Annotated in this window: 16 protein-coding genes and 1 pseudogene; 12 read left to right on the plus strand and 5 right to left on the minus strand. The window is 47.7% G+C overall.

Annotation, left to right across the window (positions count from 1 at the left end; all coding sequences use genetic code 11):
* Positions 1 to 41 precede the first annotated feature (41 nt).
* The 7 genes and pseudogenes from ACYVEA_RS24970 to ACYVEA_RS25000 all read left to right on the plus strand — a co-directional run bounded on the left by ACYVEA_RS24970 (position 42) and on the right by ACYVEA_RS25000 (position 5554).
* Positions 42 to 416, plus strand: a complete 375-nt coding sequence (locus ACYVEA_RS24970; RefSeq protein ID WP_461116153.1) for a response regulator — start codon at positions 42 to 44, stop codon at positions 414 to 416.
* Positions 417 to 638: 222 nt separating this feature from the next.
* Positions 639 to 1520: a sugar phosphate isomerase/epimerase family protein gene (locus tag ACYVEA_RS24975; RefSeq protein ID WP_461116154.1), complete on the plus strand. Its 882-nt coding sequence runs from the start codon at positions 639 to 641 to the stop codon at positions 1518 to 1520.
* A gap of 305 nt (positions 1521 to 1825) precedes the next feature.
* Positions 1826 to 2152, plus strand: a complete 327-nt coding sequence (locus ACYVEA_RS24980) for a DUF4180 domain-containing protein (protein ID WP_461116155.1) — start codon at positions 1826 to 1828, stop codon at positions 2150 to 2152.
* Between the two features lie 84 nt (positions 2153 to 2236).
* Positions 2237 to 2542, plus strand: coding sequence for a hypothetical protein (locus ACYVEA_RS24985; protein WP_461116156.1), 306 nt, complete (start codon positions 2237 to 2239; stop codon positions 2540 to 2542).
* Positions 2543 to 2658: 116 nt separating this feature from the next.
* Entirely contained in the window at positions 2659 to 3699 is a 1041-nt protein-coding gene (locus ACYVEA_RS24990; RefSeq protein WP_461116157.1) for an NAD(P)-dependent alcohol dehydrogenase, read from the plus strand.
* A gap of 105 nt (positions 3700 to 3804) precedes the next feature.
* The gene (locus ACYVEA_RS24995) at positions 3805 to 4722 is read left to right on the plus strand and encodes a helix-turn-helix domain-containing protein (protein WP_461116158.1); all 918 of its coding nucleotides are present in this window, start codon (positions 3805 to 3807) and stop codon (positions 4720 to 4722) included.
* Positions 4723 to 5160: 438 nt separating this feature from the next.
* Positions 5161 to 5554, plus strand: a pseudogene (locus tag ACYVEA_RS25000) (GlcG/HbpS family heme-binding protein).
* 236 nt (positions 5555 to 5790) lie between these two features.
* Here the strand turns inward: ACYVEA_RS25000 and ACYVEA_RS25005 are convergent.
* Entirely contained in the window at positions 5791 to 7008 is a 1218-nt protein-coding gene (locus ACYVEA_RS25005) for a PepSY-associated TM helix domain-containing protein (RefSeq protein ID WP_461116159.1), read from the minus strand.
* A gap of 103 nt (positions 7009 to 7111) precedes the next feature.
* Positions 7112 to 9478 (minus strand): TonB-dependent siderophore receptor, encoded by a 2367-nt coding sequence (locus tag ACYVEA_RS25010; RefSeq protein WP_461116160.1) that lies wholly within the window; start codon positions 9476 to 9478, stop codon positions 7112 to 7114.
* Between the two features lie 405 nt (positions 9479 to 9883).
* Between ACYVEA_RS25010 and ACYVEA_RS25015 the strand changes: the two genes are divergently transcribed.
* The 4 genes from ACYVEA_RS25015 (at position 9884) to ACYVEA_RS25030 (ending at position 15563) form a co-directional block, all read left to right on the plus strand.
* Positions 9884 to 10435: a DNA-3-methyladenine glycosylase I gene (locus ACYVEA_RS25015; RefSeq protein ID WP_461116161.1), complete on the plus strand. Its 552-nt coding sequence runs from the start codon at positions 9884 to 9886 to the stop codon at positions 10433 to 10435.
* 35 nt (positions 10436 to 10470) lie between these two features.
* The gene (locus tag ACYVEA_RS25020; RefSeq protein ID WP_461116162.1) at positions 10471 to 11193 is read left to right on the plus strand and encodes a carbon-nitrogen hydrolase family protein; all 723 of its coding nucleotides are present in this window, start codon (positions 10471 to 10473) and stop codon (positions 11191 to 11193) included.
* A 51-nt stretch (positions 11194 to 11244) separates the two neighbouring features.
* Positions 11245 to 12153, plus strand: coding sequence for an alpha/beta hydrolase (locus tag ACYVEA_RS25025; RefSeq protein WP_461116163.1), 909 nt, complete (start codon positions 11245 to 11247; stop codon positions 12151 to 12153).
* Between the two features lie 392 nt (positions 12154 to 12545).
* On the plus strand, positions 12546 to 15563 hold the full coding sequence (locus tag ACYVEA_RS25030; protein ID WP_461116164.1) for a putative Ig domain-containing protein: 3018 nt from the start codon (positions 12546 to 12548) through the stop codon (positions 15561 to 15563).
* A gap of 66 nt (positions 15564 to 15629) precedes the next feature.
* Here the strand turns inward: ACYVEA_RS25030 and ACYVEA_RS25035 are convergent, their stop codons facing one another.
* The 3 genes from ACYVEA_RS25035 to ACYVEA_RS25045 form a co-directional block, all read right to left on the minus strand.
* Positions 15630 to 18299, minus strand: coding sequence for an ABC transporter permease (locus ACYVEA_RS25035; RefSeq protein WP_461116165.1), 2670 nt, complete (start codon positions 18297 to 18299; stop codon positions 15630 to 15632).
* 61 nt (positions 18300 to 18360) lie between these two features.
* Positions 18361 to 20994 (minus strand): ABC transporter permease, encoded by a 2634-nt coding sequence (locus ACYVEA_RS25040; RefSeq protein ID WP_461116166.1) that lies wholly within the window; start codon positions 20992 to 20994, stop codon positions 18361 to 18363.
* Entirely contained in the window at positions 20991 to 21329 is a 339-nt protein-coding gene (locus tag ACYVEA_RS25045) for a PadR family transcriptional regulator (RefSeq protein ID WP_461116167.1), read from the minus strand. Before ACYVEA_RS25045 ends, ACYVEA_RS25040 begins: the two co-directional genes overlap by 4 nt.
* A 228-nt stretch (positions 21330 to 21557) precedes the next feature.
* Between ACYVEA_RS25045 and trpF the strand changes: the two genes are divergently transcribed.
* A complete protein-coding gene (gene trpF / locus ACYVEA_RS25050) occupies positions 21558 to 22178 on the plus strand; it encodes a phosphoribosylanthranilate isomerase (RefSeq protein ID WP_461116168.1) in 621 nt (206 codons plus the stop codon).
* Positions 22179 to 22296: the final 118 nt, after the last annotated feature.

Below are 22296 nucleotides of genomic sequence, written 5' to 3' on the forward strand. Positions count from 1 at the left end.
CGAAGGTAGACGTAGCGGATTTTTTGTGGTAGACAAATGAGATGGGAAAAATAAAGATTGCTATAACGGAAGATCACCGTCTTTTAAGGGAGTCTATCAAAATGCTACTTGAGAAAAATGGTGATTTCGACGTTTTGATAGAGGCATTAGATGGACAGGATTTGCTAGATAAATTAGAGGAGTCAAATTACATTGATCTCATTCTGATGGATATAAATATGCCGGGAATGGATGGCATTGAAGCGACAGGAATTGTAAAACAGCGCTGGAGTTCAATAAAAATAGTTGCTCTTAGTTTAATCGACAGTCAAGATGTGATCGATAAATTTTATAGTCAGGGTGGTGATTTATATCTAATACATGGCTTGCCAAGAGAAAAATTAACATCCGAATTATTACGAATCATGCATAGATAATTTTGTGTCGTTTCTTTACCGTTAGAGCAACAAACCGCCGGGACATTCTTTGCTCGAATGTCGTAAATAATACCTCGCTGGTTAGATAATACAAAATCGCATAACTACCAAGATACGTAATGTATCCGTATCTCCACAAGTAGCAATATTAAAAGCTACACTTTAGCTAAATGATTGTCCTCTTCCTAAAGCGTTGCTATTTAACCCCTACTCCCAAAGCCCATGTCTGGTATTGATAGAAAAACTTTCCTGAAAGAAATGTCACTACTGGCGGGCGCTACGCTTGTATCGGGAGCGAGTTGGGCGAGTGAATCGGTGGGAGATAAATCAGCCATCAAGCTGGGGTTTGTTACGTATCTGTGGGGAAAAGACTGGGATTTGCCGATGCTGATCAAAAATTGTGCGGATGCCCGCATCCTTGGTGTGGAATTGCGCGTCGAGCACGCACACAACGTAATGCCCGACCTGAATGCTGCCCAACGGCAGGACGTCAAAAAGCGATTTGCCGACAGTCAGGTTAAACTCGTTGGGCTGGGTACCAACCAGCAGTTCGATTATGTGGATCAATCACAACTAAAAGCGTCGATTGAACGGGCTAAAGAATTCATCCGGTTGAGTGCCGATGTGGGCGGAACGGGTGTAAAAGTGAAACCCAACGCCCTTCACAAAGAAGTGCCCGTCGAAAAGACAATTACTCAAATAGGGGAGTCCCTGAACGAGCTGGCCCGCTACGGGGCAGAGCTGGGACAGCAAATCCGGCTGGAAGTCCACGGCGAAGAAACGCAGGAGTTGCCCATGACCAAGCGGATCATGGACGTAGCGAACCATCCGAATGCCACCATCTGCTGGAACTGCAACCCGCAGGATTTGAACGGAAAAGGCTTCGAATCCAACTTCAACCTGGTTAAAGATCGGTTCGGTGCTACGTGCCATGTCCGAGAGCTGGACCGAACCGATTATCCCTACCAGTCGCTGCTGAATAATCTGGTCAAGATGAATTACAACGGTTGGGTATTGCTCGAATGTCATACCAATCCGGCCGATAAACTGACGTCGATGAAGGAGCAGCGGGCCGTTTTCGACCAGATGATTGTCAAAGCATAGTCTTGACTAATTGACCGACAAACTTATCAGGAAATCAGGTCAACTACGTAGCGCCCTTTACGCATTTACTTTAGCGTTCCTGGCGGTTAAATAATAGATTCAGAATGACTATAGAATCGCACCAATTAAATGACAGTCGAATTGCCGAGGTAATCTCGGGTGATCTTATCATTAAAACGGCTGAAGATGGGCTGGATTTGTTAGGTAATTTATATTGAACCTGTTTAGGATTATTCTTCTCCAGGTTCACTATCTCGTTTTGTCAGTCTGCTTTACCCCTAAATCCCCTAAAGGGGACTTGGTACGTGCCTGAGTTAAAGTCCCCTTTAGGGGATTTAGGGGTAAAGCAGACTAGAAAGAATAATCCTAAACAGCTTTATTATCAGGATTTCGACAGTATCATCCTTCACGAAAAAAATATCATACCCGACTTTTTTGATTTAAAGACCGGAATGGCGGGCGAAATTTTACAGAAATTCTCAACTTATCGAATGCGGTTGGCCATCGTTGGCGATTTTTCTAAGTACACCAGCAAAAGCATCAACGACTTCATGTTTGAAAGTAATAAAGCCAGGCAAATTAACTTCGTTAAATCATTGGCAGATGCTCTGACTAAACTTTCAAATCTGTGATTGCCAAACTTGCCATTTTCACCCGGCGAGTTGAATCAATTTAGACTTATTGAGAAGTTCGAAAAGCAAAAAATAGTGCACCAAGTGACCATAGAATTTAGCCCGCAGGAGATCGAAGTAATTAGGCGCTATCTTAATAAAATTAAGTCTGGAGACATTCAAACGCAGTTGCATGGATTGCCTCCCCAGATCCTGGAGTGGAACACTATTTTTCTCTTACTGAGAAAATTACTGGCTTTTGGGATCCATGCTGGCCTGCAAACAGATCAGGAAATAAGCTACAAAGAGTTGCAGACAAAAACCCAAAAGCCCGAAACCATGCTGGCGAATGTTCGCACATTCGCTGGCATATTTGAACAGTTACTAGCGGCCTACACAGCGCATCACTAACGAAAACTGGTAGGAAGAGCTTCTGCTTCATTTTGGCTACAACATCCGTGGGTTTGGCTACTGTCTGCCCGTGGCGAGCAGTGACCTTTGTGGTCGTAAGTTAGACAACAGCGATTATGATTCACTCGAAAGGATATGCAGCGCAAAGTGCTGAAACAGATTTAGTCCCCTGGGAGTTTGAGCGACGGGATGTTGGCCCGCACGACGTATTGATCGACATTGCCTACTGTGGGGTTTGTCACACCGATGTTCACCTGACACGAAACGAGTGGTTTCCTGGTTTGTTTCCGATGGTGCCCGGTCATGAAATTGTCGGTATTGTTTCGCAAGTCGGCAACCACGTAACCAAATTCAAAACCGGCGACCGGGCTGCCGTGGGTGTCATGGTCGATTCGTGCCGGACGTGTGAGGACTGCAAAAATGGACAGGAGCAGTTTTGCGCCGTTAGTCCGGTGGTGACCTACAACAATCTGGACCACTACAATATGCCTGCCTACGGTGGCTATGCCAACAACATTGTGCTGAATGAAGATTTTGCCCATCATGTCTCTGAAAAGCTAGACTTCGCTGCGGTGGCACCCCTGCTGTGTGCGGGTATCACGACGTATTCGCCACTGCGTAGGTGGAAGGTGGGCGAGGGGCATAAACTGGCTGTCGTTGGGCTGGGTGGATTAGGCCATATGGCCGTGAAATTCGGCGTAGCCTTTGGGGCGGAGGTAACGGTGTTGAGCACATCGCCCGGCAAGGAAGAAGCTGCCAAAAAGCTGGGTGCACATCATTTTGTCGTCACGAAAGAGGAAGAGCAAATGAAGTTGGCACTACGTTCGTTCCACTTTATTGTTGATACGGTGGCTGCCAATCATGATCTTAATCCGTATCTCGCCCTGTTAAAAACCAATGGCGTTTACATCAACGTCGGTATGCCTGCCGAACCCTGGCAGCTTTCGTCGTTTACGCTGGCCACGGGAAATAAAGTCGTATCCGGTTCGGGAGCGGGTGGCTTGCCCGAAACCCAGGAAATGCTGGATTTTTGCGCCGAGCACAACATTGTTTCCGACATTGAATTGATTAATATTAAAGACATTCACACCGCGTTCGACCGAATGTTAAAAGGGGATGTTTTGTACCGTTTTGTGATTGATATGGCAACGTTGTAATTTCCTGTCAGGGTGACGCAGGAAGCATCTATAAAATACCTTGCTAATCTGCCAGCATACTCTAAGGCGCTTCCTGCGTCACCCTGACAAAAAAGACCTCTACGTATGAAAAAAGAGCCAAAGCCACCCTATATCTTCACTTCCGTTGCTGAACTGCACAAAGCGCTGGGGTTGCCCAAGCCGTTGCATCCGCTGGTGAGTCTGAGCAGTTTTCAGGACATGAAAGCAGATATGACTGAGTTAGGGAAGGGGTTGATGACGAATCTGTACAAGATTTCGTATATAAAGCAGTTTACGGGTCAGGTGCCATACGGCCAGACGTATTATGACTTCGATGAAGGGGGACTCTGCTTTGTTTCACCCAATCAGTTGATTTCCAGTGTAGATGGTCAACGGTATGATGAAGGCTTTTCGCTGATGATTCACCCGGATTTTCTTCGTAACTATCCGCTGGGGAAAACTATCAAAAATTATGGGTTCTTTTTATACTCATCCAATGAAGCGCTGCATCTTTCGGAAAAGGAAAAAGAGACGATCATGGGCGTGTTCAGGGGCATTGGCGAAGAGTTGGCGTTACCCATTGATCAGTATAGCCAGGATGTAATTGTTTCGCAGATTGAACTACTGCTCAATTACAGCAACCGGTTTTATAACCGCCAGTTCATTACCCGCAAAGCCGCCAATCATGACATACTTACCCGGCTGGAAACGTTGCTGTCCGATTATTTTGATACCCAGAAAACATTGACTGACGGCCTGCCAACGGTTCAGTACCTATCTGAGCAATTGAACGTATCACCTCATTATTTGAGTGATATGCTACGTTCCTTAACCGGCCAAAATACCCAGCAACATATTCACAATAAATTGATTGACAAGGCGAAAGAATTGTTAAGTACAAACGCCCTGACGACCGCCGAAATCGCTTATCAACTCGGCTTTGAGCATCCGCAGTCGTTCAATAAAATTTTCAAACGCAAAACGAACGTATCGCCGATCAAATTCCGGCAATCGTTTAATTGAGGCATACCAGCCACACAAATAGGCGTTGAGTTTGATGGCATTGAATTTTGGCATTGATCAATAATCTTATAGATTTAGAGGAGCAGCATACTATAGCTCCTGGGCATCATTTCTCCGCTTCAAGCATTAAAATAGTTAACTCACACTAGTTTAGTGAGAAACCCCTGTGGTTCCCGACCCGTGAGGTCAGCTTACTGACCATTGACCGGTTGATCAGATCTAAAGCGTATTCACTGGCCAGGCGCATCTGGTAGATTTCTTCTGTAAACTACGACGTTTGGGAATTTGAATGGAGCCACATGATAAAACTGAACAATAGTGACATTCATTGAGATTATAGCGTAACTAAGTTGGAAAGCTGAACCTATAGCGTTGCCCTGGATTTGCTATTCCAGTTAGTTCGGCGGTTCATTTTAGCCTTTTTACCAGTTTAAAACTATGGGTATTACCTTGGAACAGGCCGAAGCTACCGTCAAAGCGGCTAAAGCAAAAGCCTTTGAAACCAATACATTAATGAATATCGCTGACGCTGGGGCCAACCTAGTCGCGTTTGTCCGTATGGATGGAGCCTGGCTCGATTGATATTGCCCAAAAGAAAGCCCCTACAGCCCGCTATTTTGACATGCCAACCGGAGAGGTCGGCAAACTCTCGCAGCCCGGCGGTTCGCTCTACAATATCGAACACTCGAATAGTGGGCTGATTACATTTTCAGGTGGTATCCCTATCAAAGACAGCGAAGGCGGCATTATTGGGGCTATTGGTGTGTCGGGAAGCACCGTCGAAAACGATAATGCGGTTGCCCAGGTCGGTGTGGATGCACTCAGCCAGTAATCGATAAATAAGAGCATCCGAGACGCAGCTTATCACTTTTTTACCCTACTGCAACACCCTGATTGCGACACATAGCAATCAGGGTGTTGCCTACATCAGTCCCAGCGTAGAAGCGGGTGCTGGGCAACTCAAAGCGAAAATCCTATATTGATTTCTGTACTTTTGTGGAATGGCTTCCGTTCTTAAACTTGACTCGTCAGTTTCCCTGGTAGCAAAAAACGCATAGGAAAACGTTGTCAGAGCACCGAGCCACTTGTTTGTTGAACGGAAACTTTAGGTCCCTTATCGCTTTTCTTTCCACGATACCACCAGATGACAAAGCCCGTTACGGGCAAACTGGCGCCAATTAAGCTGACAAAAAAAGCCAGAATTTTCGTGGGTAGACCTAGAATCTGTCCCACGTGAATATCAAAGTTCAAGCGGTAAATCTGTTCGCCTGTTGTAAGTTCTTCGTAGCGTCGCGATTCGTCCGATGGTAATTCGTTGAGCGTGTTCCGGTCAAAGAATCGGGTAACCGTTTTGTAAATGGTACCGTCCTCCGGGTTTATGGTCACTTCAAAAGGGTCTCTGGCTTCATCCGGAAATGATAGGCTTAATCGACCCAAATGGCCCGGATGCTCCCGACGAATCTTTTGCCAGATAATATCTTCCGGTTTTGAGTAAGCAGCAGCGGTTATGGTCGTGTCGGATAAAGGGTGTTCGTGTGATCGGGTGTGATGATGAGTGTCCTGGGCGTTGCCCGTTAATAACCAGTGGTATCCCTTGTCGAACCAGGAAAAACTGTAGACAATCCCTGAAATCGTTAAGGCCATGCAGACCAACAGCGAATAGAAGCCTAATACGTTATGTAAGTCCAGGTTGACCCGCTTCCAGTTTGCTTTCCATTTGATGGCAAAGCTTTTCTCGCGGGTCAACTTTGTCCATTTTTTGGGATACCACCAGATGAGTCCGGTAATCATCAGGATGACGAAAATGATACAGGCGCTGCCGACCAGCGGACTGCCGATTTTTGGCGGCAAAAAAAAGAACCGATGACCGCTTCGGGCAAAAATGAAAAACGTTTCGGCTGTCGATGGACCTGTTTTACGGTGGATGATGTCGCCCGTATACGGATTCAGGTAAAGCGCATAGAATTTATCTTTAGTTGGTTTATAGTTGACGAACACCGATTTATTCGGTCCACCATACGTAATACCGGTCAGCATAACTGACTTTCCGTCGGCTTTTTGCGCAAATGCCTGGGCTTTCTTCAGCAATACCGATGGTGATAGAAAGGGCTGATCCTGAGGTTCAACCCGTTGGTAGGTTTCGGTAAAATACCAGACTTCGTAGCGAAATACCCACAAACAGGCGCATAAACAGACGACGAAAACGACGATACCCGACGCCAGCCCCAGCCATAAATGGAGCCATGCGTTGATGCGCCTGAAAAGTGAACGTTTTGACTTACTCATGAGAAGAGGAGCTATAACCTATGTACGTGATTTGATTGTACCCACGGGCTGAAGCCAAACGCGGCCCGGACCGTGGATGCAATCACCAGTAACTAAGAGCCGGTTAAAATTTGAACGTCAGCGAGCCCATGAGCTGCTTCAAGGGCTGGGGAAGCCCATAATTTGAGAAATAAGCCTGGTTGGTCAGGTTATTTCCTTTAAACGTAATCCGCCACTTCGGCTGATCGTAGAAGACCGATGCGTTGAGGAGCGTATAGCCGGGAATGATAATGATGTTGGCCGGGTCGAAAAAGCAATCCGATACGTAGTTGCCGCCAATACCAACTCCCAGGTTTTTCAGCGCCTGTCCAGAAAATTTGTAGCTGAGCCAAAGGTTAACAAAGTCAGTAGGCATCTGCGCGACATAATTGCCTACGTAGTCAGCCGCTTTGGTCACTTTATTTTCATTCTTCGAATAACCCGCCACGATGTTAAGGCCTGTAACCGGATTGGCGATCAGCTCGATTTCGTAGCCTTTACTTTTCTGAGAGCCATCCTGTAGCGTGAAATTATTTTCCAGCCGGGTCGCGTTGTTAATGGCAATGTCATAGTAACTTATGCTGCCACTTAGTTTCCGGTTAAAGGCTTCCGCTTTCAGGCCCACTTCCCACTGGTTCGCATTTAAAGGCTTGAAAACCGACGTAGCGCCATCGGGTTGAACAACGGGTGCTACGTTCTGAAACCCATTCATATAATTTCCGAAAAACGACAGTTGATCAGGGGCGAGTTGGTAGACAAAGCCAAATTTGGGCGACAGTGCCGTCTGCTCATAGTTGTTGGTAGCCGCTACGCCATCGGTAATGCTGGGGTTATTCACAAAACGATCGACCCGCAAACTCAACATCACGATCAGCCGTTTCGACAGGTTGATCACGTCAGACGCGTAGGCGCTATAGGTGCTTAATTTGGTTTCTGAATTTGTGTTGACTTTTGTGGCAATCAGCGCGTCTATTTTTTCCAGTACCATGCCCGGAATCGCTCGCTTTGTATTGACGATGTCATACGTTCCGACATTAGTGAACCGTAGCTGGCTCGTGGATGAGAAGATGTCTATCCCCGCCAGCAACCGGTTTTGCATACCGCCAATCTGGAAATTTCCCACAAAATTTTGCTGGGCGTTGATGGACGTGAAAATGCGCGGGCCGTAATTGAACACATTGCGATTGAACGTTGTATCACTTGTCCAGTTTGGATAAATCTGGTTACTGTGCTCAATTCGGTTATTGCCAACGGCCAGATTCGTTTGGGACGTCCATTGGGAATTGATCACATATTTTGCCCCCGCCATGTAGTTCAGCGACGTAAGATCGGCGTCTATATTTTCTCCGCCGAGCGACGTACGGATATTAACGGGAATATCCTTGAAAGTACGGTAGGAGGTTCGGTTCAGGGTTTGATAGTACGCTACCGTCGATCGATTGGTTGAATTAAGCTCGGCATCGAAACTAAACGACAGCCGATCATCGACTTTGTAGGATAGGCTAGGGGTAACCGTAAAACGCCGGTTATGACCGAAATTCTGGAAAGAGCCTTCCGAATGAGCGGCTGCATTCACCCGGAACAAAACCGTTTTATCCGCGTTCAATGGCGTGTTGATATCCGCCGTGAATCGCGTCAGTTTGTAACTCCCGGCCGTATACGAAACCTCTCCTCTAAACGTGTCGAAGGGTTTTTTCGTCACCTGGTTAATCAAGCCCCCGAAGCTGATCAGGCTGGAGCCAAACAACGTACCAGACGGACCTTTAATAACCTCAACCCGTTCCAGATTGATCACATCCGACTGGTAAATCTGAACGGCCATCCCGTTTCGAATGGTTGTGGTCGCGTTGAATCCCCGAATGGTTGCGCCCGTTCCCCCGGCCGGGTTATTGTTAGGGGCAACGCCCGGAACATTCCGCAGCGCATCCTTGAAATCGGTGACTACCTGCTCATTGATCAATTCTTTGTTTACGGCTGTGTAAACCTGAGGATTTTCCAGGTTTTTGATGGGCAGGCGAGCCACAAAATCCGATTCCTTATTAGCAAATTTGTTCCCATTTCCTCTCACCAATACTTCCTGCAAGATGTTGGAGTCTTCATTGAGACTGATCACTGGGATGGACGTCGTTTCATTGGCGACAACGTCCACATTCAGCTCAACCGGCGCATAACCAACCAGTTGAACCACTACGGTGTGGGCACCTTTCGATACGTTCTTGATCAGATAGCTGCCATCCTCATGGGTGATGGTTCCTTTGCTCAGCCCTTTAATAGATACGTTGACGAAACCAGCGGGCTTGCCATCGGCGGTTTGAACCGAGCCTCTTACATTCCCCCGGCCTGCTTCTGAAAATTGAGCGTCGGCGTAGGTGAAATTGAGTGATAGAAATAGCGCAATGAATAGACAGGCACTACGTGAGCCCGTACGCCCATAGTACGTAAATTGTTTCATACTTTTGTTTACTCTGTTAATCGTTTTGGAGAATGATTTGACGGATACCCGGTGTAACGTTTGGCGACTGTGCACCGGGTTTTGTATTTGAACTGGGTAAAAAAAGAAGGATGATTAAAACACGATGTCAACAGGCCACCTGTCGATTGCTTACCATCATTCAATCAGTACACAGTATATTTATACTTATTTAGATTAAATATAAATAGTGTTGCAAACTTAACGTAGATTGAAAGCATACGCAACTAATATGGAAAATAAACGGTGCACGTCTGAGTAATGTATGAAAACGTTTGTTTCCTCTGGACTACCGCAAACGCCAGGATGAGGACGCCTTTCTTTTAAGTATGGCAGCGTTTTGCGGTACAGTTATTGACGTATTTTTGACAACTAAATCCGACGTCCATGTCTTACTGCCGCGCCATAGATTCCATGCCCGACGAGCGAAAAGCTCTGCATAAAGCGTATCACGACCATCTGTACGGTTTTCCCATCCATGATGACAATGAACTGTTCTGTCGGCTGGTGCTGGAAATTAATCAGGCTGGCTTAAGTTGGGAAACCATCCTGAAAAAGGAAGCTACGTTCCGAAAAGCCTACGCTAATTTTGACCTGAAAACCGTAGCCGCCTATACCGATGAGGACCGAAAACGGCTATTGGCTGATCCGGGCATCATCCGCAACCGGCTGAAAGTGAACGCAGCCATTGATAATGCGAAGACTATTCTTCAGTTACAGGTCGAACATGGCTCATTTGAAAAATGGCTGGAGCTGCATCATCCCAAAACGAAAGAAGAATGGGTGAAGCTCTTCAAAAAGACATTCCGCTTTACGGGTGGCGAAATTGTCAACGAGTTTTTGATGAGCATCGGTTACTTGCCCGGCGCTCACTCTGCCGACTGCGCTATCTATGCGAACGTAGTGGCAGCCAGGCCACTTTGGATGAGCCAGGTGTAAAAAAGAAGGTAATAAACGTTCAAACAGCTCAGGTAATGAAGATTGGTGTAGCCCAGATCCGACCTGTTAAAGGTGATGTTCAGCGGAATATTGATGCACACAAAAAGCTAGTAGAGTTAGCTGTTTTCAACGGAGCTGACATGCTTATTTTTCCTGAATTGTCCATAACCGGTTATGAACCCGAACTGGCAAAAACGCTGGCTACTACGTCGGATGACAGCCGATTCGCTGTTTTACAGGCCCATAGCGATACGAACCACATGACAATTGGGGTTGGTATGCCGACCGAAAGTGAGTCAGGTATTCAGATCAGCCTGCTCATTTTTCAACCAAACACGCCACGCCAAACCTATTCGAAGCAGTATTTACATGCCGATGAAGAGCCGTATTTTGTCAGTGGGCAACAGGCCGTTTTTCTGACGATCAATAACACAAAAATTGCCCTTGCCATTTGTTACGAATTATCCGTTTCCGAACACGCTCAGAACGCTTTTGAAAGCGGGGCAGCCGTGTATATTGCTAGTGTTGCGAAATCGGCAGATGGCGTTGAAAAGGCCAGCAAACGCCTGGCCGCCATTGCCAGTACGTATTCCATGACCGTATTGATGGCAAACTGTGTGGGGCATTGCGATAACTTTGACAGTGCAGGTAACTCGTCGATCTGGAATGATAAAGGCGCATTGATGGGCCATCTGAATGACACAACGGAAGGGATACTACTGATCGACACAGACACCCAGGAGCTACAGTCAGCGTAAATTAAAATGCCCGCCAAAAGTAAAATGAAAAGCATCCTGCTTTCTTTACGTATGACAAAACTTGGTTTCTCTATTTTCCCGCTATTGTTCGCTGGTAGCGTTTCGGCTCAGCAGGTTATTCCATTGTATTCCGGATCAATCCCCAATGCCACGTCCTATGCGATGAAGGAGCTGACTACGGAAAAAGACGGCAGGATCGTTTGGTACCGAAAGGTGTCAAAACCGACACTGACGATCTTTTTGCCATCGAAAGAAAAAGCTAATGGCGCCGGGGTTGTTATTTTTCCGGGTGGCGGTTATTCCGGAGAAAGTTATGATGCGGAAGGCGTTAAAATTGCGGAAACCTTCACAAAGCATGGAGTCGCTGCCTTTGTGGTGAAATACCGGTTACCCAGCGACTCCATCATGGTCGATAAAAGCATAGGACCGCTTCAGGATGCCCAGCGAGCCCTAAAAACCGTACGGGAACGCGCCACCGAATGGGGGCTCAAATCCGACAAAATTGGCATCATGGGCTTTTCGGCGGGTGGGCATTTGGCGGCTACTGCCGGAACGAAGTTCAACGAACCATTTATTGTGAATACGAACAAAACCAGCTTACGGCCTGATTTTATGATTCTGATTTATCCGGTTATTTCGATGAATGAAACACTCGGCCACAAAGGCTCACGAACGAATTTATTAGGCACCAATCCCACCGCCGACCAGATCGAAAAATTTTCGAATGAACTGCACGTAACGAAACAGATTCCGCCGACCTACCTTACTCACGCGGGTGATGACAAAGTCGTTGATGTAGACAACAGCCTTGCTTTTTACGAAGCGCTACGTCATCATAGCGTACCGGCCGAAATGCATATATATCCAAAAGGAGATCACGGATTTGTCCTGAAAATACCCACCGATGAGTGGATGCAGCCCCTGTTTGTCTGGATGAAAAAGAATGACTGGGTTCAGTAGATTTTATTAGTTTGCCGGGTCATCCCTTACTGAAAAATACCGAACAAAATATTTTAGCAAGGCTACTCCTTCCTTTCGTAGTTGGTTACCACCAGCGAGAAGTAGGGGGATTGGTAAGTCATTTCGCCACCTGATTTCACTTCGTGGGAAGTTATTAAGGGCATAGATTACTGGCTGAAAAGTCATCGATACAACGCCTGTATCGTCAAAACATCATCGTGTAAAATCCCACCCAGAGCCTTCCTCCTTATAAATCTGGGACTATTTCTTTCACTTTTGGGGCAAATTAATTAGAAAAGTAATACTATTTCTTCTAATTGTTTAGATTGACGCCCAGGATGGTCTGTCAGGCTTTTCTGTGTATAATAAAACCACTTTCATTTTTTACACGTATGAAAAATATCTATTTACAACTAGCGCACCGCCTTTGGCTGACTCTATTTTGTATAGGGTTACTAACCAGTCAACCAGCCTGGGCCCAGCCGATTCCGGATGTCCAATGGACGAAAACCGGAACCGCTTTAGCCGTAACAACTGACGGCAATATAATATCGACGGTATTTATCAATCAGGGCAACAACCCTGGTTTTCCCAGCGTGGCAGGCGATGGCATCATCAAAAACTCGCTACAGGGAAATCAACTTTGGAACACTGGTCTGCTAAAGGGTGGATTTTACCTTGGCGGAAAAATTCCTGGCTATGATTACGAAGCGATTGCCAGTATTCATTTTGCCGCAGCAACCACTGATGGCGGTGTTGCTGTTGCCGGAAAAATATCGTTTAGAGGAAATGGTGTTGCCATCAAAATCAATGCAAACGGAGGGCCCAGGGTATGGCAGGATGGTGACCTCTTCGGAAATTCGTCTACCAACGAGGATTTGATCGGTACACCCGATGGCGGGTTTTTGCTGATTCTGTCAGATCCTCAATATGGAACAGGGACTAGTGGTATTTTAACGTATCAGCTCATTATCCGGAAGTACGATGCATCAGGTACGTTTGCCTGGTCCAGGCAGATTGCCTATCCGACCCCCAACCCGGCGAACCCTGATATCAGTTTGACCAAAGGAGAAGCGGTGATAAATACACCCGATGGGGGCTACCTGGTTACGGGCTATTATAACACATCAGGCAAAATCAACGGCCTGAATAATAGTAGCTTGACTGAAAATACAGGCTGGTTGGCCAAGCTCGATGGGCAGGGGAATGTGGTTTGGCAGAAACTGCTGGATGGGCTGCCACTAACTCCAAACATGCCCGGTTCAATCAGTAAAATGTACACGGTTACCGACTTGATGCCCTCCGCTGATGGAACAGGCTATGCCTTAGTCGGGGCCGGGCTGGTGCCGGGTGGAAGCCCAACCACGGCCATTCTGGAAGTAGACTGGAATGGCAATTTTAAACGGGCCAGGTCGCTGGGTACGGCCCCTACACCAGCCTACATCACCCGGTATTCTGGCAACTACTACGCCGTTGGCAATACGTCGTTGTCGAGCGGGGCCGACCCTCAAATTTTGAAAGTCAGTAGTGCGAATGTGAGTTTGAACGACCCGAATTTGTTCAACATTGTGGCTCAGCGGGTCTTCGACAGTTCGTCGGATAGTTACTTGCAGGACATCAACCGCGCTGGGGATGGTAGCCTGGTGTTTCTGAAATCCACGTCAACCTATGGAGAGGTGGTTAAACTGAATGTGGAACCGCCAGCACCTGGCCTGACGCTTACCGCGCCCACTTACAACTGTCAGACAGGATTCATTACGTTCAATACCAGTGGGGGCGATGGATCAACCATTACCTACATTGCACCGGGCGTCACGCGGGCTTCGGCAACAGATAACTTCGGTACTGTTGAAGCGGGTCTACGTAGTGATCCCAAATTCATAGCGATCACGGCTACCCAAAACGGGGTCAGCGTAACGTATAATTTCGATCTTAAAGCGGCCTGTAGCAGCACTTCGCCCACGCCACAGCCCCCCGTGGCCCGCCCCATTCCCGATCAGAACTTCACTGTTGGCCAGTCGGTTAATTTTCCCGTTGGGACCTATTTCTCTGACCCGACAACCGGCGTTCCCAATTACCGGCCCAACTGGTCGTTTAGTGTCAATGGCTTGCCCCCGGGCGTGTCACTTTTCCTGGAGACCGTGGAATTGATGTTCACCCCGGCGGCTGTCCTGGTGGGTACCGCTACCACGGCCGGGGTATACACTGTCACAGTTAACGCCAGTACGGTTGGCGGCTCGGTCAGTACAAGCTTCAAAATCACCGTCTCGCCGACGACTCCTCCGGTTGGGGGTGCGTTCGCGTTGGTAGCCCCTGACTACAATTGTTCGACGGGGGCTATTACCTTCAAAACCACGGGCGGAGATGGCAGCACCATCGAGTATCAGGCCGCGGGCATTACAGGCTGGACGACGAACCCCAATCAGTTTGTCGATAAAGACAGCCGCACGGCCAATGATGTCAAACCCTTCACCCTGATGGCTCGCCAGAGTGGGCAGACAGTCACCTACATCTGGGACCTGAAAGCGACTTGCAACGGCAGCACACCCACTCCTAAACCGCCGATGGTTCGTCCCATTCCCGATCAGACCTACACGGTCGGTCAGTCGGTTTACTTCGTACTGGGAGGGTATTTTTCTGATCCAACCAGTGGTGTTCCCAATTACCGGCCCAACTGGTCGTTTAGTGTCAATGGCTTGCCCCCGGGCGTGTCACTTTTCCTGGAGACCGTGGAATTGATGTTCACCCCGGCGGCTGTCCTGGTGGGTACCGCTACCACGGCCGGGGTATACACTGTCACAGTTAACGCCAGTACAGTCGGTGGCTCGGTCAGTACAAGCTTCAAGATCACCGTCTTACCGACGACTCCTCCGGTTGGGGGTGCGTTCGCGTTGATAGCCCCTGACTACAATTGTTCGACGGGGGCTATTACCTTCAAAACCACAGGCGGAGATGGCAGTCCTATCGAGTACCAGGCCGCAGGCATTACGGGCTGGACGACGAACCCCAATCAGTTTGTCGATAAAGACAGCCGCACGGCCAATGATGTCAAACCCTTCACCCTGATGGCTCGCCAGAGTGGGCAGACAGTCACCTATATATGGGATTTGAAAGCCGCCTGTGGCCGGGCACGCGTAGGCTCAGGGGAGCCAAATGCCGGTTTACAGGTGCGGGTACTGGGCAACCCGGTGGTGGGTCAAACGGCAGAGGTAGAAATCTCTGGCGTATTGGGTGAACGGGTCCAACTGAATCTGGTGGATGGTCAGGGGCGCGCGTTATATCAGCATATGATTAATCAGGCCGGTGCTCAGGACCAGGTACGGGTGCCGCTGGGGCAACGTAGTGGGCTGCTGCTGTTGCAGGTGCAAACCGGCAAAGAACACCAAACGGTGAAATTGCTAAACGAATAACTTTGTCCACACCAAGTTCCGTAGCGCGGCCTTCCGGCTGCGCTACGGTTTTTTCCTTACTGCCTGCTACTCTGAACGTAGTGATTTCACTGGATTGACCAAAGCAGCTTTAATACTCTGAAAGCCTACCGTCAGGAGAGCAATGCTGATAGCCATCAATCCGGCCAGGGCAAATACCCACCAGTCGAGGTTGATTTTATAAGCAAAATCCTGCAACCATTGGCTCATGGCCCACCAGGCAATTGGGGAGGCAATGACTAGCGCGATGATCATTAACTGGAGAAAGTCTTTCGAGAGTAACCCCACAATGCTGGCCACTGAGGCACCCAATACCTTCCGCACGCCGATCTCTTTGGTACGCTGCTCGGCCGTGAAGGTCGCCAGTCCAAATAACCCCATGCATGAAATCAGGATGGCAATGGCCGTAGCCGTGTTGACAAGCTGGGCCGTTTTCTGCTCTTTTTCGTAGAGTTTGGCAATGGACTCATCCAGGAACGTATAGTCGAATTTCTGATCGGGATACACGCTATTCCATTGCTGCTCAATACTCGACAGCGTCGTTTTCAGATTGCTCAACTGTCCGCCTTTGGTGGCTAGTTTAACCCCAATATTTTTGGCCTGCCGCGGCATATACCCAAGGAAGACAGGGCCTATTTTTTCGTGAAACGACTGTTCATGAAAATCAGCGACGACGCCAACAATCGGGAACTGTTTCCCCTGAAACTCAATGAACTGATTGATCGCATCGGCTGGCTTCTTAAAACCCAGGGCTTTAGCATACGTAGCATTAATCACGAGTTCACGTAGTGAGTCGCTCTTCATGTAATTTCGGCCGGCCAGAAATCGGAGCTGATAGAGCGGAATGAAATTTTCGTCGCCAATCTTGGCTGATACGTCCATTTCCACCTCTTTCTTTCCCTTGTATGTCAATTTAGTAACCATGTGACTTTGGCCCATTACAGGAAACCACTGCATGGCAACCCGGTCAACACCCGCTAGTTGTTTAATTTTCTGGGCCAATACCAGGCTTTTGTCGTCACGCAGGGTATGTACCTCAATGATGGCATCCGTCGAAAAACCAAGATCTTTATTTCGCATGAAATTGAGTTGCCGCCCAACCATCAGCGTACCGATAATAAACACCAGCGAGACGGCAAACTGGAAAACAATCAACCCTTTGCGTAAGTAGCCTTTTTGTCCGCCGATTAAGGCACTCTGACCTTTTAGCGTCAGCGCAGGTACGTACGAAGACAACACCCAGGACGGATAAAACCCGGCTAGTAAGGATGTAGTGAGCACGACAATACTCAGGAAAAGAAGCGTTTGAGCGCTCAATAGATCAAACGTTAATCCTTTGGGTGTCAGGGTTTGGAAGACGGAAAGTAGTGGCTTTATAAGCGCCAGCGCAATCAAAACGGAAACAAACGTCAGCAGCGCCGTTTCGCTTAAAAACTGGGCAATCAACCCTTGGCGACTGCTGCCCATCACTTTCCGAATACCAACTTCTTTAGCCCGCTGGACAGATTGAGCCGTTGCCAGATTGATGAAATTGATGGCAGCAATCAGAAGAATGAAACCCGCTACGGCCATCAACCCATAGAGCGTTGGCAAGTGAGCTTTGCGCGAATAATTATCCTGATACTCGTCATTGAAGTGAAGGTCGGACAAGGGTTGCAAGCCAGGCTCGAATTTTACTTCCTTCTGGGCGTGGTTTTTGGAAAATTGCCGGAAGGGTACCACCAATTGATCCGGTGTTACGCCTTTGGGTAATTTAACAAATGCCTGCGACGCCGACCAGATGTCATTCCATTGATCCAGATTGATTTCGCGCTTGAGTTGACTGGCCCGGATGGTGGCGAATGAGATGAAATCGGTGAAGGTGAAGTCAGTCGGTTGCGTCCAGTCCTTCACGATGCCCGCTACGCTGACCCGCACCGAATCCACGTAAATAACCTCTTTGCCCATGATCTGCTCCAGCGGCAAATCCCCGAAATACCTGCGCGCTTTTTGTTCGGACAAAACCACTTTAAAGGGCTCATTCAGCGCTGTTCGGGGATTGCCGGCCAGCCACTCATACTTGAAAATAGTGAAGTACTGCGGTTCTGCAACGATAATATCGGCGTTTCCACCCGTTCGTCTCCGGCTTTCAAATCGCTTCGTCTTCTGGCTGCCATTCGGGATCAGTACATCCGATTCAATGTTGTGAAAAGCGGCAATCGTTTCAAGGCCCGATACTTCCTGGCGGAGGGCCAGAGGAACGGCATTGGGCGGGAAACCTACCGGGTGTTTTTCGCCGGTTGGCCCGTATTGGGCTTCCCCAACCAGTCGATAAATTCGTTCGCTGTCGGGGTGGAACGTATCATACCTCAGCTCATAGTTTGTGATGACGTAGATGACCAGACAGGCCGTAACTCCTAGCGTTAAGCCAAACAAGTTAATTGCTGTACTGACCCGATTTTTGGTCAGGCTGCGGATGGCGGTTTTAAAGTAATTACGTAGCATAACAGGGCTCACGAGTAAAGGGGATGAAAATTCACTTGATCGGTGTTTAACAGCAAACGGCCGTAGAAAACTCAGAACGTTCAGGGTGTAATACCAATTCGCTTTGGCTACGCCAAGCTGCCGTACATCCCGGACGTAGCGCTCATACAAATCCCCCTGTACCTCTTCCAATAGGTGAGGAGCACAGAAGAATTCGAGCAGCCGGTCGGCCCAGCGGGGCGGGGAAGGGGACATAGGTTGGGAACTGGGGTTAAGGTGGTCCGTCGTCACGGCAGGGGCGAAATCCCCTATGCATTTACTCCGTTTTCAAGCTCTTTACCGGGTTAATCATGGCAGCACGCAGCGATTGCCAGCCAACGGTTAAAAAGGCGATGGAAATGGCAATGCAGGCAGTCATGAGAAATACCCAGACGCTGATGTTGATTCGATAGGGGTAATTTTTCAGCCATTCCTGCATGGCGTACCAGGCAGTGGGGAAGGCAAAAATGAATGAGATGGACACCAGTTTCAGAAAATCAGTTGACAGCAATTGAACAATCCCCGTAACGGAGGCTCCCAGCACTTTGCGAATGCCGATTTCCTTCGTCCGTCGTTCGGCCGAGAGTGTAGCCAGGCCAAAGAGACCAATGCACGAAATGAAGATGGTCAGCATAGCGCCGAAGAGCATCATTTGTTTCCATTTGGCTTCCGACTCATAGCGCTTCAGGTTTTCCTGGTCCATGAATTGGTAAGAATAGGGGTTAAGAGGAAATAGCTTTTTAAACGTTTCTTCGATGAAATGAAGGCTGGCCGTCTCGGTATTCAGTTTAATTTTTATAAACACTTTTCCGTAATTATTCCTTGGTTTCATAGTAAACAGTTGCGGTTTTATTTCCTGGCTCAGCGAGGTATAATGATAGTCCTTTACGACACCAACTATATTATATTTCGTACTGTCTAACCAGAAATCAACGATCTGTCCAATAGGATTTTTCCAGCCTGCTTTTTTGACAAATGTTTCATTTACCAGGACAGCGTGTGTAGAATCTGACGGGAAATTAGTTGAGAAATTTCGTCCTTTTACAATAGGAATTTTGAACAGTGGTAGGTAAACTTCATTTACCGTTTCATACTCAAAATTTATTTGTGTATCTCCGTTAATTTTCGCGACCGTACCCCAGCGACCACCATTTTTTGGTGCCACATCAAGTATATTCTGATTTTTTACTAATTCTTCTTTGAAGAGTTTTGCTTCACTACGTTTTAGATTTCCTTTATTAATAATGACCACGTTTTTGTCATCATAACCCAAATTTTTACTAGTCAGATAGTTGAATTGAGCGTAAATAGTCAGTGAGGCAATAATCAGAAAGGACGCCAGTGTAAATTGTAATACAACCAGTGACTTTTGCAGGTAATTCTTGCCCGAAAGATTAAATCGGCTGTATAATGTCTGGACCGGGTTATAACTCGATAAAACAAGGGCAGGATAAAATCCGGCCAGTAGACTCGTTACGATAAATAGGCTTACATAGCTGATGATTAGTTTGGTATCGAACAAGTATAAAAGCGCCAGGGCTTTATTAGCCAGCTTATTGAACGTCGGTAAGGCCAGTTCAAGCAACGCAAAGGCAAGCAAAAAGGCCGCAAAGCAAAGAAGAAACGATTCACCCAAAAACTGAATAATAAGCTGCGTTCTGGCACCACCCACTACTTTTCGAACGCCAATTTCTTTAGCCCGCTTCAGCGAACGAGCTACGGTCAGGTTAACAAAATTGATACAGGCAATTAGCAGGATAAATAAAGCTATACCCGATAAAATATACGAAAAAGTAGGGTTACTCTCGTCTACCAGTCCATTGCTCGCTGATAACTCCGTACTCAAATGCATTTCGGTAAATGGCTGAAGCGCATATTCAGTTTTTCCTGTCTCCCCATACTTTTTAGCTATTTCTTTGATACTGCCTTGCGCATCCGCCAGATAAACTTTATTCATTTTTGCCTCTACTGCCTTTAGGTTAGCGTTGGGGCTAACAATGACAAACGTATTCATGAAGACACTAAACCAATTCATGTTATTGGCAAATTCATCTTCTTTAACCACCATCGGCATTAATACGTCAAACTTGATAGACGAGTTTTGCGGGCATTTTTTAGAAACACCCGTTACGGTGTACGCTTCAAATTTGTCGTTTTCTTTGAAAAATAAGGTCTTGCCAAGAGCTTCTGTAGTTCCGAAGTTTTTTTTGGCTATTTCTTCCGATATCACAACCGATTGCGGATTTTGCAACGCAGTTTTTGGATTGCCACTTAGTAATGGAAACGTAAATACAGAGAAGAAACTGGTATCGGCTATATAGACTACCTGACTCAGTACCTCGTTTCCCTGTTTCATGTCTTTCTGACCTTCCCGATACCGAACAAATGTGGTTATTTCAGGAACGCCTGCATGAAACTTTGGACCCGGAAATAGTCCGGTATAAGGCTGGAGTTGTTCGACAATGCCGGCTGCGTTCAGGTGTTTGCTGGTAATTCGGTAAATAGAGGGATTCTTTTCGTGAAAGCGATCATAGCTAACCTCGTCTTTGGTATACAGCATGATCAGCATAGCGGCTGCCAAACCAATGCTTAATCCAACGATGTTTATGCCTGAGTAGGCTTTGTGTCGGGCCAGGTTGCGAAGGGCAATTTTGATATAATTCTGTAGCATGTCGATACTGAATAAGGAAATAGACGGATAGGCTTCGGGCTGACGTTTCAGGGCAAAAGGGCGGAGAAAGCCCAACACATCGATTGCGTATAAACGATTGGCTTTAGACGCCCCCAGTTGGCTCACATTTCGGACGTAGCGCTCGTGCAAATCGCCCTGCACTTCCTCCAGCAGGTGAGGAGCGCAGAAGAATTCGAGCAGCCAGTCGGCCCAGCGCGGTGGACGAACAGTTGGTTTCATATACTTATGGCGGGCAAAGCATTGGGTGAAATCGAGCTCCACAACTGATCGCGCATGGCCCGGATGTCGTGAAGCGCACGACTGCCCAGCACCGTAACCGTGAAGAGCCGTTTGCGCCGTCCGCCACGCTCGGCTGTCGCTTCGCCCATGATGGATGTGAGCATGCCTTTTTCTTCTAACCGATGTAGGGCCGCATGAACCGCGCTAATGCTCACCGAGCGGCCCGTTTGCCGGTCCAGTTCGTCGGTGATGGCGACCCCATAAGCACTTTCGTTCAGGATGGCAACGGTCAATAGTACGATTTCTTCAAACTCGCCTAAGTACGTTCGTTTCATGGCTAAGAATTACATTAACTTTTGTAGAACAAATGCTTTGCCAACTTATAAAAAGTTGATATATGGCCTGAATTCGGCTATTCAGGGTAGAGAGAGCTGTCCGAAATCGTACACCCGCTGTCCGAAGCCGAACAATACAAACGGAAATAGAGTCATACAATGCGCGCCGGTCTTTAACTTCGCAGCCACATTCTGATTACTGTTCACCGCTAACTGATACCTGACAACATGGCCCTACAAACGCTGGTTAAAATTTCGAACGTAACTAACCTCAGCGATGCCCGCTACTGCGCTGGTATGGGCGTTGATATGCTTGGCTTCTCCATGGATGCCGACTCGCCGGACTACGTTGAGCCCAAAAAGTTTGACGAGATACGGGCGTGGGTGGCGGGCGTTCAGATTGTCGGCGAAACAGCCAGCACCGACCCCGAAGTGATCGAACAGCTTCTCGATACGTATCACCCCGATCTGTTGCAGGTAGATGAAGCGGCTTTATTGCCCTACCTCGGTACATTTGGCAAACCGCTTATACTACGTACTGATGTATCGCAGGTAACGCTCGACCAACTCGATACGTTACTGCAGACGGGTTCTACCGGAGCCGACTATGTGCTGCTCGAAAGCAATGGACCAATTCACCTGGATGATGAGTTGAAAACGGCTCTCCAGCGATTGTCGGCCCGTTATCCGATCTTATTAGGAACGGGTGTTTCGGTGGCTAACGTCCATGAGTTACTGGCCCAATTACCCGTTCGGGGTATCGCACTGACGGGTGGGACTGAGGAACGGCCCGGCAACAAAGAGTTCGGTGAGTTAATGGATATTCTGGAAGCTATTGAAGAAGACTAGTTTACAGTATACGGTTTACGGTGCGTCAGCCTATCAAACACCGTAAACCGTATACTGTAAACTATGGGTTATAGTCTAGTACTGTGCATTACCTACTATCATTGAAAACATACATCCA

The sequence above is a fragment of the Spirosoma jeollabukense genome (assembly GCF_054777855.1).

Coding starts and splice junctions, on each gene's coding strand:
- ACYVEA_RS25030 (WP_461116164.1), top strand. CDS start 12,546: ATGAAAAATATCTATTTACAACTAGCGCACCGCCTTTGGCTGACTCTA.
- ACYVEA_RS25025 (WP_461116163.1), top strand. CDS start 11,245: ATGACAAAACTTGGTTTCTCTATTTTCCCGCTATTGTTCGCTGGTAGC.
- ACYVEA_RS25005 (WP_461116159.1), bottom strand. CDS start 7,008: ATGAGTAAGTCAAAACGTTCACTTTTCAGGCGCATCAACGCATGGCTC.
- ACYVEA_RS24990 (WP_461116157.1), top strand. CDS start 2,659: ATGATTCACTCGAAAGGATATGCAGCGCAAAGTGCTGAAACAGATTTA.
- ACYVEA_RS25010 (WP_461116160.1), bottom strand. CDS start 9,478: ATGAAACAATTTACGTACTATGGGCGTACGGGCTCACGTAGTGCCTGT.
- ACYVEA_RS25045 (WP_461116167.1), bottom strand. CDS start 21,329: ATGAAACGAACGTACTTAGGCGAGTTTGAAGAAATCGTACTATTGACC.
- ACYVEA_RS25040 (WP_461116166.1), bottom strand. CDS start 20,994: ATGAAACCAACTGTTCGTCCACCGCGCTGGGCCGACTGGCTGCTCGAA.
- ACYVEA_RS25035 (WP_461116165.1), bottom strand. CDS start 18,299: ATGTCCCCTTCCCCGCCCCGCTGGGCCGACCGGCTGCTCGAATTCTTC.
- ACYVEA_RS25020 (WP_461116162.1), top strand. CDS start 10,471: ATGAAGATTGGTGTAGCCCAGATCCGACCTGTTAAAGGTGATGTTCAG.
- ACYVEA_RS24995 (WP_461116158.1), top strand. CDS start 3,805: ATGAAAAAAGAGCCAAAGCCACCCTATATCTTCACTTCCGTTGCTGAA.
- trpF (WP_461116168.1), top strand. CDS start 21,558: ATGGCCCTACAAACGCTGGTTAAAATTTCGAACGTAACTAACCTCAGC.
- ACYVEA_RS24970 (WP_461116153.1), top strand. CDS start 42: ATGGGAAAAATAAAGATTGCTATAACGGAAGATCACCGTCTTTTAAGG.
- ACYVEA_RS25015 (WP_461116161.1), top strand. CDS start 9,884: ATGTCTTACTGCCGCGCCATAGATTCCATGCCCGACGAGCGAAAAGCT.
- ACYVEA_RS24975 (WP_461116154.1), top strand. CDS start 639: ATGTCTGGTATTGATAGAAAAACTTTCCTGAAAGAAATGTCACTACTG.